General features: G+C 44.2%; 10 protein-coding genes. 6 read left to right on the top strand and 4 right to left on the bottom strand.

What is annotated here, in order from left to right:
- Nucleotides 1-144: 144 nt before the first annotated feature.
- Nucleotides 145-1,302 (top strand): ABC transporter substrate-binding protein, encoded by a 1,158-nt coding sequence (locus ACK8OT_RS13045; RefSeq protein WP_410196957.1) that lies wholly within the window; start codon nt 145-147, stop codon nt 1,300-1,302.
- Nucleotides 1,303-1,696: 394 nt separating this feature from the next.
- Here the strand turns inward: ACK8OT_RS13045 and ACK8OT_RS13040 are convergent, their stop codons facing one another.
- Nucleotides 1,697-3,346, bottom strand: a complete 1,650-nt coding sequence (locus ACK8OT_RS13040) for a methyl-accepting chemotaxis protein (RefSeq protein ID WP_410196956.1) — start codon at nt 3,344-3,346, stop codon at nt 1,697-1,699.
- 101 nt (nt 3,347-3,447) lie between these two features.
- On the opposite strand from ACK8OT_RS13040, the gene ACK8OT_RS13035 reads away from it, so the two are divergent.
- Nucleotides 3,448-4,191, top strand: coding sequence for a potassium channel family protein (locus tag ACK8OT_RS13035; protein ID WP_410196955.1), 744 nt, complete (start codon nt 3,448-3,450; stop codon nt 4,189-4,191).
- 70 nt (nt 4,192-4,261) lie between these two features.
- Here ACK8OT_RS13035 and ACK8OT_RS13030 read toward each other — a convergent pair whose 3' ends face one another.
- Nucleotides 4,262-5,761, bottom strand: coding sequence for a CYTH and CHAD domain-containing protein (locus tag ACK8OT_RS13030; RefSeq protein WP_410196954.1), 1,500 nt, complete (start codon nt 5,759-5,761; stop codon nt 4,262-4,264).
- Between the two features lie 177 nt (nt 5,762-5,938).
- Here ACK8OT_RS13030 and ACK8OT_RS13025 point away from each other — a divergent pair, with 177 nt between their 5' ends.
- The 3 genes from ACK8OT_RS13025 (at nt 5,939) to ACK8OT_RS13015 (ending at nt 8,695) form a co-directional block, all read left to right on the top strand.
- The gene (locus ACK8OT_RS13025; protein ID WP_410196953.1) at nt 5,939-6,619 is read left to right on the top strand and encodes a TIGR00153 family protein; all 681 of its coding nucleotides are present in this window, start codon (nt 5,939-5,941) and stop codon (nt 6,617-6,619) included.
- A 22-nt stretch (nt 6,620-6,641) separates the two neighbouring features.
- Nucleotides 6,642-7,910 carry an inorganic phosphate transporter gene (locus ACK8OT_RS13020; protein WP_410196952.1) on the top strand — a complete coding sequence of 423 codons (1,269 nt, stop codon included), beginning with the start codon at nt 6,642-6,644 and terminating at the stop codon, nt 7,908-7,910.
- Between the two features lie 173 nt (nt 7,911-8,083).
- A complete protein-coding gene (locus ACK8OT_RS13015) occupies nt 8,084-8,695 on the top strand; it encodes a TIGR04211 family SH3 domain-containing protein (RefSeq protein ID WP_410196951.1) in 612 nt (203 codons plus the stop codon).
- Between the two features lie 125 nt (nt 8,696-8,820).
- On the opposite strand, the gene ACK8OT_RS13010 is transcribed toward ACK8OT_RS13015, so the two are convergent.
- On the bottom strand, nt 8,821-9,861 hold the full coding sequence (locus tag ACK8OT_RS13010) for a general secretion pathway protein GspB (protein ID WP_410196950.1): 1,041 nt from the start codon (nt 9,859-9,861) through the stop codon (nt 8,821-8,823).
- Between the two features lie 2 nt (nt 9,862-9,863).
- Nucleotides 9,864-11,711 carry an AAA family ATPase gene (locus ACK8OT_RS13005; protein ID WP_410196949.1) on the bottom strand — a complete coding sequence of 616 codons (1,848 nt, stop codon included), beginning with the start codon at nt 11,709-11,711 and terminating at the stop codon, nt 9,864-9,866.
- 283 nt (nt 11,712-11,994) lie between these two features.
- Between ACK8OT_RS13005 and ACK8OT_RS13000 the strand changes: the two genes are divergently transcribed.
- A partial coding sequence (locus tag ACK8OT_RS13000) for a multifunctional CCA addition/repair protein (RefSeq protein WP_410196948.1) occupies nt 11,995-13,230 on the top strand: 1,236 nt, incomplete at its 3' end.

The following is a 13,230-nucleotide window of genomic DNA, read 5'->3' as shown; positions in this document are numbered from 1 at the left end:
AGAATAAATCTGCTTCTAAGCTCACGCTTTACAACAATCATCAAGCAAATCTTATCTGAGACTATACTCTTAGCTTAACTTAGGATTAGCTAAGCTATAACGTTTATTAAGTCAAAATATTGGAACGCCGTTGAGGGTTTAGGTATGCAGTTGATATCACGCCATATTTGCTTTTGTTTGTTATTAATTGGCTCATTGATGACTTTCACCAGTAACGCACAAAACAATCCTGTCCAACTGAATTTCCTTGAATGGGGATACTTACCCGTTGGCTTTGAGGACCGTTTTCAGGCCTATGCTAAAGCGAGGGGAGTTAATGTTGAAGTCACCTCAATTCAACCCTATATCACTGACTTTGAGAGTATTTACAGCGCGCTGAGGATGAAAAAAGCCGATGTAGTGATGCCCGCTAACTTTTTTTTAAAAGCCCATCACTCCCCCCTGATTAAACTCCTTCTGCCAATTGATAAAAGCCGTTTACAAAACTTTAATCAGCTAAGGCCTATTTTTCAGCAAACGCAATACGATAAAGAAGGCGAGCACAATTATGCGGTTGCCCATACCTATGCCCTATTCAGTCTAGCTTATGATCAAAATCAGTTTAGCGAGCCGCCGACCAGCTGGTCACAACTCAATAACCCTGATAATACCCAGCAATTTAAAATCTACTGTGACCAATTTGAACCCGTTTTAATCTCCAGCATGCTGGCGCTTGGTGAATCACCCGCACTATTCGAAAATGGGCAAATAATCAAAGACAAGTCGTTACAAAAACGGGTACAAAACACCTTAACCTTAAGGCTTAAAACCGCTCAAGGCTTTTGGTCTAATCAAGAAAACAACTGCGCTGATTTACGGCAACAGAGCTTAGCCACCACTTGGGGACTAGAGTTAGTTAAATGTAACCAAGAGAACAACCAACGCTGGAAAATCGCTGTCGCAGAAGAAGGTCCCATTTACTCACTTGATACCCTAGCCATTGGTCAACACCTCGAGAATCAACCCGAAAAACTGGCAGCCGCTTACCTGTTAATAGATTTTCTAATTAGCCAAGACCAACAAGCATTGGTATTACAGGGCGTTCCGAGCATCCAAGGGGTTAATCGTTTATTGCGCAGAGAGTTTACCGAAGAAGAGCGTGCTGTTTTGCCCAACAAAGCATTACCTGAGTTTGACGAACGTTTACTTATCCCACCTTTGGCGGCCAACATTAAAAACCGTTACAAGCGTATGATGAATCAAGCCTTAGACAATTCAAACACGCGCGAATTAAGCGGCCAATGTAATTGGGATTTGAAATAGGCTTAGGTGCGGGGTTCTATACCCAAGACACCTCAAGATGCAGGATTCAGAGCCGCTCATTATGTTCAGTTTGAGGCAAAAAGTTGAAGGAATGGTCAACCCTTTCGAGGCTTTTTAACGAAAAAATGAACATAATGAGCAACTCCCAAAGGGCGAGTTTTGTAGGCTGTTATGCTTTGTTGCTGATTTTCAACGTAGTTTAACAACCGTGAATCACTATGTCTCAAATCAGCGTCGCGCCTAACGACCTGCGGCCAAGGCCTACAAATTCTCGCTGAACAAGCATCTTGAGGTAACTTGGGTATATGGGTCGAGCTTGAAGTGAAAGTGATGCTTCATCAAAGCCACTCCCCAGCCAAGCCATTAATCATTACATGGCTTGGCTGGGGGCTCATTAATTAACTTTAAACGCTTTAATTGAACTGTCCATGCTTTGAGCGTGCGTAGCAATAATCTCTGCCACTTCACTGAGCTCTTTAAGCACGGTGACCGAGCCTTCAACCAATTCTTTCACTTGACCAAGATTGGTATTCATCTCTTCGGCTACATTTGATTGCTGCTCAGAAGCGGTCGCGATTTGACTATTAAAATCGGCAATGTTTTGCACTTGCTCGGCAATAAAATCTATTTTTTGACCCGCTTGGCTAACCTGTTCAACACTACGTTGAGCCTCATCCACACTGGTTATCATCAAGCTTACGGCTTGACCTGCACTGTTTTGCAATTGCTCTATCATGCCTTGAATTTCAACCGTTGCATCTTGAGTACGCTGGGCAAGATTTCGCACCTCATCAGCCACCACCGCAAAGCCTCGACCTTGCTCACCGGCACGCGCAGCTTCGATAGCCGCATTGAGCGCCAATAAATTAGTCTGCTCTGAAATGCCGCGAATAGTGTCAACCACGGTGCCGATACTGCCTACTTTATTCTCTACTTCATTCACAGCTTTAGACGAGGCATCTATGTTGCTTGAAAGTGAGCTAATAATGCCTATGGTGGCATCAACGTAGCGATTACCATCTAACGCAACTTCATTAGCTTGGGTAGTTGCATTTGAGGCCGTGACCGCATTATTAGCCACTTCACGCACGGTAGAGGCCATTTGGCTCATAGCAGAAGCCAATTCATCTATTTGAGAAAATTCTTCTTCAATTGAATCTTGTACCGCTTCCATACAAATAGATAACTGTTCAGCAACATCGTTGAGCTGATCCGACGTAACTTGCTGCTCGGCGAGTAACGCTTTCCAGTTAGCCGCAGTGGAGCGCACTGCATCCGCTATCTCGCCAAATTCATCTTTACTACTGATGGTCATGTTATGGCTTAAGTCTTTGTTAGCCATTTTATCTATGCCACTCACTAAGTGTTTCACTTGCTTGGACATGGTATTAGCCGCCCAAACTAAGATAAAAATAAAGACCACCGCCAAAATAAAGGTTTCGACCAAACCTCGCTTTAACGCCGCATAATAGAATTTATCTAATTGTTGATGACTAATGGCAGCAGCAACACTCCAGCCCCAAGGCTGAAAACCGCGAGTATAAACATCATAGGCTTGGCCTTGCTTAATCGCGGTAAAGTGCCCTTCAGCTTCGCCCTGAGACAAATTTAATTGAGTCTGTATATTTCCGGGGCTATTTGCATCAAATTGAGCAGCTAATTTCTTACCGACCAAACTGTCCTGAGCGGGATAAAGTAATGCCACACCGGATTCAGTCCCCTTATTGGCAACAACCCAAAAATGGCCATTATCGTCCCAGCGCATTTTATTTAATGTATCCAGAGCAAATTGCTGGGCTTTAGCTTCGCCGCCGAGTTGCGCTTGGGTTTCGAACGCAGCTTTTAATACCCCGTCAGCAAGCGCCAACTTTTGTGCCAATTGATATTGGCTATGCTGCTGGACATCTTGTCGAAATTGCTGAGCATCAAGGAAGGACTTGCCAGCTAGCAGCAAGGTACTGAAAACCATAAGTAACACCATCTTTGGCATTAATTTTACATTAGCAAATACTTGCTCTAGCCTATTTAACCTAAAAGCAGTCATAATTACTCCAGCTCAGGATTATTGTGTAATAAACAAATTACTTTAATCAAGGTAACTAATCGACCTGCAAAACCAATACTTTAGAACTAGGTTATAAAAAAATGACGGACACAGCAAAAAGCCGCAAAGTCACCTCAATCGATATCACTATAATGATATTATCAATCGTCAGTATTTGCTTGGTCTTATCCAGACTTTTACTGGATCTACACCCTGAGACCGCCCTGCTTTTTTATAATCTCGATAGCAGTATTTGTTACGTCTTTCTGATCCACCTTAGCTACCGTTTTATTCGCGCCGATGACAAAATTGACTTCCTCAAGCACCACTGGGTCGATTTCATTGCATCGATTCCGATGACAGAGGAACTACGCTACGCAAGATTACTGCAAATAGTAAGAATAATTAGGGTATTAAAAGACAACCCACAATTTTTTAGACAACTAAAGAAGCACTACCAAGAAGCCACCGTCGCCTCGATAATTTTGTTCATTATGCTGCTACTGGTCAGTGGCTCTACTGCCATCTTATTTCTCGAATCAGCTTCGCCAGATGGCAATATCAAAACAGCCGGAGATGCATTTTGGTGGACCGTAGTCACCATTTCTACGGTTGGTTATGGTGACTTCTATCCTGTGACCGATTGGGGAAGAACTATCGCAACCACCTTAATCATCTGTGGCGTAGGTGCCTTTGCAACATTAAGCGGTTTAATGGCCACTTTTTTAACAGCAAGCCGAAATGAAGATAAAGTTACCAATCAACAATTATTAAGTGAACTGAAAAAACTGCGCGCTGAGCTGACAGAGTTAAAAAATGAGCAGTCAGCAAAGCAACAGAAATAACCACCTAGAAGCCACAATAAGCAGGCTAAAAGCTACAGCAAGCTGACGCACGCTTGCTGTAGCGTCAACATCAAGACCAATAATAATTCCCTAAGGATTTCGCTTGAAGCCTCGATTGCTCCATTACTAATACCAATGAAGATTCTTTACGTTTTAGCCACTTAAGGATTTTTTCTTGAGTGGCAGCATCTTGTTCTAACTCTAAATAATCATAAATAGGTGTTAATACTTTTAATTCTGCAATGCCGTGCAAAATATCAAGCCAAGGCAAGCGAAAATCATCGCGAGCTTGGCTAGCAAACAAGCCAGAGAGACAAGTGCCGACCATCAAATTACGATTAAGTAAACCTTCTAAAACAATATATTGGGAAGCAGTAAGCTCCTCGCCCATGACCAGTGCAGAGTTGCTTAGCTCTTGCCAGCTTTGTTCTATTGCCTGATGAGCAAACTCATGCAACACTAAATCATGATTCTCACTAGGCAATTTGGCTAACATCACCAGCCACTGTGAAATATCTAAGATCAGTGAACAATATCGCTCACTGGTAAACAGTCGCTTCATTTGCTTATATTGAGGCAGCGCTTTGAGCTCTTGTTTTAAAAATTGTTTTAGCGGCTTTACCTTATCTAACTTTTTAATGTAACGCCCTTGTTCGTCCATTAAACGAGTCAATGCTTGGTAACGATCAATACACTTTAGTTTACTACTGAGCCAGTTCAAATCTGCCAGCCAAGAGATAGGCAGAGACTGAGGTAAATACGGGGCGTAAATAAGCAGCGTTTGATGCAATAAATTCACACCATCGCGCATATGAGACAAGGCATCTAAACGATGCTGAAGGTACAAATGCTCATGGTATTGCCAGTGCTGCAGCGCCGTACTCACGGTTTGGCTCACTGCATCAATTATCGTGCTCTGCGCAGATAAAGGAACGATGTCTAATGAATGTAACTCAGGCAACGTTTGACTCGACAACAAATAGCCACGAGCCGCCTTACTGATATTAACCAAGCGAGCCCCTGGCAAAGCGGCCATATCATGAGCCAAGGTAAATAATAAACCAGGATGCCCCTTTAATAACTCAAGCTCTACCTCGCATATTTTTTCCTCTTGGCCTTTACAGGATAATTTACCGCTATCAAATGCAACTTCAACTAACCCCTCTTCATCCATCTCAACTAACCAAGTTTGCCGAGTGAAGTCATTACTGAAAATGGGAACTAAGTCAGCTTGAATTTGGGTTATATCCAATTCATCGGGCCAAATATCGGCCTTAAATCTGGCTAATTCAGGTTGAATTCCATCGATCGGCTCATTGTATTCTGGACGTTGATGTAAGCCACCCACCACAGAGCCAGTTAACTTGATAGTTTGCTCATTTTTACCATCGTGGCTGCGAACGCGCAGGCCGATGCCGTGTTTTTTTAGGGTTCGCTCTCGGGTATCAAAATAAACATTTTGTAAAACATGTTTATTTTGTGTACAAACCTGGTGATTTCCAAGCAATTCAGGCAGCTTTTCACCCGCTTTTTTCGACACAAAGAACTTTATTTCGACTTCTGTATCCATATGATAATTCAGTACTTATAATTAAAACCTAGGCATTATGGTGATACCACTAAAAAGCAAAAATTGACTTTAAGGGGTATTTACCCAGTTTAGCTGTTTTCATGCCTGCCAACTTGCGTTAACATGCGCTTCAATCTATCCATCGTGTGTTTTTTCACCGAGAACAGGTAATTGGCTATGCCAGTAAATACAATACTAGGACTTTTTGCTAAGTCCCCAATCAAGCCTCTACAAGAGCATATCAACAAAGTTCACCAATGTTGTAAACTACTCGTCCCTTTTTTTGAAGCGGTTAACGCTAATAACTGGGAAGAAGCAGAAACAATACGCGCTAAAATATCGCAAATGGAAAAACAAGCCGATGAGCTAAAACGCGAAATCCGTTTGAAACTTCCACGTGGTATTTTTATGCCTGTTGAACGCACTGACATGCTGGAACTTCTCACTCAGCAAGACAAAATCGCGAACAGAGCTAAAGATGTCTCTGGCCGTGTTTTAGGTCGTCAAATGAGACTTCCAGATAATACTCAGCAAGACTTTATGGCTTACTTGCAACGTTGTATCGATGCAACGAATCAAGCCAAAAAAGCCATCAATGAACTCGATGAACTCCTCGAAACTGGCTTTAAAGGCCGTGAAGTGGAGTTGGTTGAAGATATGATCCATCGTTTAGAAGAAATTGAAGACGATACTGATAGTTTGCAGGTCAAGCTGCGTCGTCAATTTCAGCAAGTCGAAACCCAATACAGTCCGATTGATATGATGTTCTTATATCAAATCCTCGAATGGGTAGGTGATCTTGCCGATCAAGCCGAGCGTGTAGGTGCTCGCTTGGAGCTAATGTTAGCTCGTTCATAAGGTTTCAAAGAGTAAGTTAATTATGGAAATTATAAACAATTACGGCACGATTTTAGTCGTGTTAGCAGCCGTGTTTGGCTTTTTTATGGCTTGGGGTATTGGTGCTAACGACGTAGCCAATGCCATGGGCACCTCGGTGGGCTCGAAAGCCTTAACGATCAAACAAGCTGTTATCATAGCCATGATCTTCGAGTTCGCTGGCGCCTATTTGGCGGGTGGTGAGGTAACATCAACCATACGTAACGGCATCATCGACTCAGCTGCATTTGTTGAGCACCCTGACTTACTGGTATTTGGTATGATATCAGCGCTGTTAGCCGCCGGCTTATGGCTGTTAATCGCCTCATACTGTGGCTGGCCAGTATCAACCACTCACTCTATCATAGGTGCAATTGTTGGTTTTGCTGCGGTTGGCGTCAGCCCTGACATCGTATCATGGGGTAAAATCACCGGTATTGTTGGTAGTTGGATCGTGACACCGCTAATTGCAGGTATCATAGCCTATGCTATCTTTATGAGTGCACAGAAACTCATTTTCAACACTGATGAGCCACTGAAAAACGCGAAGCGTTATGTACCACTATACATGTTTTTAGCTGGCTTTATGATGTCGTTAGTTACCATCAAAAAAGGCTTAAAGCACGTTGGTTTACACTTTGATACCTTAGAAGCCTACGGCTTAGCAATTATTGTCGGTATCATCGTTGCCATGGTGGGTAAATACTTTATTAGCCGTATCAAAATTGATCCTAAGGCCGATAAAAAAATGCATTACACCAACGTTGAGAAGGTGTTTGCAATCCTGATGGTGATCACCGCGTGTGCCATGGCTTTTGCTCACGGCTCTAACGACGTTGCCAACGCCATCGGTCCACTGGCCGCGGTAGTTAGCATAGTTAACAACCATGGTGAAATTGCCAGCAAAGCTGTGTTGGAATGGTGGATCCTACCACTAGGTGGTGTGGGTATCGTATTGGGTCTGGCTATCTTTGGTAAACGCGTTATCGCAACCATAGGTAATGGCATCACTCATTTAACCCCAAGCCGCGGTTTTGCTGCCGAATTAGCCGCAGCGACCACAGTGGTTATCGCATCTGGTACTGGTCTGCCTATTTCTACTACTCAAACCTTAGTTGGTGCGGTATTAGGTGTAGGTATGGCACGTGGTATCGCCGCCCTAAACCTAGGTGTCGTGCGCAGCATTGTGGTGTCTTGGGTTATCACCCTACCGATTGGAGCCTTCCTCTCCATCATGTTCTTCTACATGCTAAAAGGTATGTTTAGTGCCTAATTGCTAAAGCGCCTACGGGCGCTTTTTTGTTTTATGTGGTTAGTCAAACCTCTGGTTTTTCAAGCTACATCAATAATTCAAGCATAAGACGTAGGATTAGCCTGTTAATGCTTGTCTTCACTGTTTAAATTCTTAAACTTGTGATTAACTTTTGTTTCAGCAGAGAAGGTTTTGTGAAAAGTTATATCTCGTTTTTAATCATACTCGTTGCTTCATTCACGGCTCCCGTTTCAGCACAGGGCCAGTTTATTAGCGACAACCTGATTGTTTATATTCATTCGGGGCCCAGTACCCAATTTCGTATCATAGGCAGCCTTAATGCTGGCTCCCCTGTGACAATCAAACAACAAGATAGCGAAGCTGAGTTTACGCAAATTCAAGATACCCGAGGCCGCATTGGTTGGGTTGAATCAAAATTTGTTAGTGATGAGCCACCCGCTTTAACCCTACTTCCCCAATTACAGCAAGAATTAGCGCAAACCAAGCAAACGTTAGCCGAAGCAGAGCAAGGCCATAATCAAGTGTTGCTCGATAAAGACCATACTATTGACCAACAAGCAAATGAAATTAAGCAATTGCTAGAGCAGCAAGCCCTGCTAACGCAGGATATTGAGGCCCTGAAACTGAAAAATGAAACCTTGCAAACGCGTTTAGACAATCAAAGCGAAACAGTGCAAATGCAATGGCTGATCCGTGGAGCGGCCGTCCTCGGCGCGGGGATTTTTCTTGGTTTAGTTATCCCTTTCTTACCCAGACGTAAAAAGAAAGACCCGAACTGGGTGTGATCATTAAATCGATAACATGAAATGAAGAAAGCGGCCAAGGCCGCTTTTTTGTTGTCTTGCTTAGTGCTCAACTTAGTATTTAAGGTTATAACTAGAGTTTAAGCCTAGCGGTTTATATTTAGACACTAATACCCTTTCCAATCTTCCATCGATTTAACGCTAAAACTTTGATTTTGATAACGCATAATCACATAGTCAGGCCTTATTTCAAGCAAGGTTAAATCCGGCGTAAACACGCTGTCACCTTCTTTAAACTCAGTGCCATTAAACCGCACCGAACGCTTCTCAACTAAACTGGAATAAACATGGGAATTGTAAGCAAACGGCGGTATTTTGCCTTGAATATCATCGGGTAAGTTCGATACCGGTATCGCAGACATAGGCTGGCTTGGCGCTGGCGGAGCGACGGGAGCCGCTTCTTGTGCCGCAAGGGCGCGTTGAAATTTAGCGGCCACGGTGTCCGAAACATCAGAGTAATCAATCTCATCAGGGGATTGCGGCTCGGCTTCCACTTGCTCTTGTTCACCACCTAGGGCTAGGCGAATTTTGGCAGCCAATTCAGGTGAAGTATCCGATAAATCAAGATCAGCAAGCGGGTCAACTGGCGCAACCGCCTGCGGCTTGATCTGCTCAAGTCGAGAGGTTGGCCTTTGACTGCTCACGTAAACCGGTAATGGCACGGTATCAAATTGTTTTTCCGGTAAAAACTCAACATCGGCATGGCCTGCTGTTTGCTGCAAGGGTTGCTGTACGGTTTGTTGCACACCTTGCTGCTCAGTTTGTACCTTAGCAACCGGAGCCGCACTTGGCTTAGCAGCTAAGCTAGTATTAGGCGCTAATGGCTGTTGCTTGGCAAAATCTAATTCTACGATTTGGCTTTCAGGTACCACCGGCAACTGAGACTGACTACGCGCTAATATCTGTTGTAATTCTAACTCAGGCGTCATCACCACTTCAGTGCTGCCATTATTAGCACTTAAATACCAAAACAAACCACCACAGAGCAAACTTGTGCTCAATACCGCAATGGTTACATAAGGCCATATTGCCTGATTTGTTTCTTCGGCAACCGGATATTGATAATGATTACTGGCCAGAGATTGAGTTGGAATTTTCCGATTGCGCAATTCTTCCGACTTTTTTAGGGCATTGAGTATGGTCGACATGATTAACCCTCAACCTTAAGTTTTGGCATCGCAATATTCACCGCCAAATTTAACCGTAAAATAGTTTGTACACCGGCAATGCCATCTGCTTCAAGATGATGCTTTTCTTGAAACCGCATTACTCTGTCTTGCAGCTCATAATCAAACTGACGCGCGCTGCGCGCCGGATAGCCAAGCACTTGGGCTAAGCTGTCGTCCAGCCATTGCACCGCATTACCACTTGAGCCAAAACCGATGGCACGCTGATAGCCATCAGGCGCTTGCCAAAACAAGGTGTATGCACCGCTCCAGTGTTTGTTAAACCAAGCTTCTGTCACCTTAATCCGATTGCTATTGATCAAAATCTCAAAGCCCTCGTTGATCGCAATCAAAGTAGCGTAATAAGGCTGATTGCGCTTATCAAACATCTTTACAACGGCAGGATGATTCATTTCTTTTAGGGTTCGAATACTGCCTGTACCATTTAGACAGTGAAGCCCTGCCGCCAATGCTCGCTCACAAGTGGCTTGCATTAATGGCACCTCATAACCCCAAACCTTATAGAGATTTTGGATCGCAGGCTCTGGCTCACGGCTATCGGCTACCACTTTTTCTAAGCGACGCTGATACTTCATTTTATCGGGTGTTTGCACCGAACTGACTTCAGCTTGAGCAACAGAGCCATCATGGCTCTCTGAATTGGCTTTTACAACGCTCACGTCCGTTGCCGTAGCTTCACTAGTCAGTGGCGTGACCACCTCAAGCTGAGCTTGCCCAGCCATTTGCTCAGGCTTTACAGCTAAGGTCGCCTGCTCATCGCTCTCACTGGCAACATCATCAGCGCGCCCCAATGCTTGCGCTATCGCCTCATCGACATCGTTAGTATGATCGACAACGATGGGCTCGGGGCTGGTTTCTCCCGTCACCACGGCAAGCAACTCTTCATCACTCACATTGGCAGGACCGCTCATATATGGCAGGGTTAATCCGGCTAACAAAGCCAACGCCAGCACCACAGAGCCGATAATAATTGGCTTAGCATTAAGACTTTCCACCGCGCCATCACCACGCACTTCATTCGCAACCGATTTGATCAGTAATGGCGTAATGGTGTGATCACTATTGGCATAAGCGGCTAATAAGGCGCGATCACAAATCAAGTTAATTAAGCGTGGCACACCACCACTTTGTCGGTGAATTTCTTTTAAGCTGGATTTACTAAAAATGGGTAACTGACAGCCCGCCACTTGCAAGCGATGACGAATGTAATTACACACTTCGATTTGGTTCAGCGGCAACAAATGATAACGCGCCGTAATGCGCTGCGCTAATTGGCGTAACTCATCTTTTTTTAGTAACTGTTGCAGCTCAGGTTGGCCAATCAGAATAATCTGCAGTAGTTTTTTTCTATCTGTTTCTAAATTGGTCAATAGCCTTAACTGCTCGAGTACCTGCGGATTCAATAGTTGAGCTTCGTCAATCAGCAAAACAGAATGAATATTCTGTTCGTGATTCTTTAACAAAAATGCGGCAATCACATCGAACAGGTGCTTTAAGCTTGGCTTATCGTGATTGTATTCAATGGAAAATTCATCACAAATGGTTGCCAGCAAATCAAGCTCCGTCAAAGCCGGATTGAGAATAAATGCAAGCTCGGTTTGCTCAGGCAATTCTTGTAACAAAGAACGACATACTGTGGTTTTACCTGTCCCCACTTCACCTGTGAGTAAAATAAAACCACCCCCACCGCCATTTAATCCATACATTAAATGCGCCAAGGCTTCCTTATGTCGATCGCTCAAATAAAGATAATCGGGATCGGGGGCGATTGAAAAAGGGCTTTCTCTTAAGCCAAAAAACTCTGTGTACATAGTCTAAACTGCATCCATCCAGTGGACGCCCACTATAGCAGAGAGCGTCATATTACCAAAATCAAGCTAACACAGAATGTCAGTTTTGCGCACAGGCGCAAAAGAATATTGCATGCCAAAAAGCCAATATTGGATTTATCATCACAGCTTGACCGTAAAAGCGTGCAAGTTGAGCAAAAAACCTTGATTAATGGTCACATTCTTTAACTAACATCTGCCACAGATTCAAGTTCGGATTTATTTTTAGGTATACTCAAATAAGTCGATTTTAAAGGGAAATAACGTGCAAGTTTATCTGGTTGGAGGCGCAGTTCGAGATCGCCTATTAAATTTAACCATCAAAGATCGCGATTATGTGGTCGTTGGCGCCACCCCTGAGCAAATGCTGGCGCTAGGCTACCAACAAGTCGGTAAAGATTTCCCGGTATTTTTGCACCCCAAATCCAAGCAAGAATACGCCCTTGCCCGAACCGAGCGAAAAACTGCGGCAGGCTATACCGGTTTTGAGTGCTACTTTGCGCCCGATGTAACCTTAGAGCAAGATTTGCTGCGCCGCGATCTCACCATTAATGCCATGGCCGAAGACCAAGCAGGCCAGATCATCGATCCCTACCAAGGGCAGCGCGATCTCAGCAACAGAATACTCAGACATATCTCCCCCGCCTTTGCCGAAGATCCTTTAAGAGTGTTAAGAGTGGCTCGATTTGCTGCGCGATATCATCGTCAAGGCTTTACCATAGCGCCAGAAACAATGGCATTAATGACCGAGCTAAGCACTAACGGAGAGCTTAACCACCTTACGCCTGAGCGGGTTTGGCAAGAAATGTCAGCCGCCCTAATGACAGACTCACCCCAAGTGTTCTTTCAAGTGCTCAAAGACTGTCAGGCGTTACCAGTGTTGCTGCCTGAACTGCATAACCTATACGGCGTACCGGGGCCGAAAAAGTGGCATCCAGAAATCGACACTGGACTGCACACCTTAATGGTAATAGAGCAAGCGGCATTATTATCAAACGACTTAGAAGTACGCTTTAGCGCTTTATGTCATGATTTTGGTAAAGCCGAAACAGACCCCAACCTTTGGCCAAGTCATAAGCATCATGGCATCAAGGGGTTACCTTTAATCAAACATTTCTGTCAGCGCTATAGGGTGCCGAATCCTTGCCGTGATCTGGCCTTAATTATGAGTCAAGTGCATGGTGATGTGCATCGCGCGTTTAGCTTAACGCCCGAGCAAATGCTCAGTTTATTTGATGTGGCTGACGCTTGGCGCAAACCCGATCGCTTCGATCAACTTTTGCTAACTTGTAAAGCAGATTTAACCGGACGCTTAGGGTTTGAAGATAAACCTTATGCCGAAGCAGACTATTTACACGCCGCATTTAAAGCCGCGCAAGAAGTGGCCGTGCAGCCTATTATCGAAGCAGGATTTAAAGGCCAAGCGATACGCGAACAACTCACGCTACAGCGAGCCAAACGCCTTACGCAATTTATTGAAGAGCACGCCACGGTGAATAAC

The organism is Motilimonas thetidivivens (genome assembly GCF_046452435.1).
GTDB lineage: Bacteria > Pseudomonadota > Gammaproteobacteria > Enterobacterales > CBDFNC01 > Motilimonas.
The sequence above is the reverse complement of the archived record's forward strand: the minus strand, read 5'-3'. Positions and strand labels throughout refer to the sequence as shown.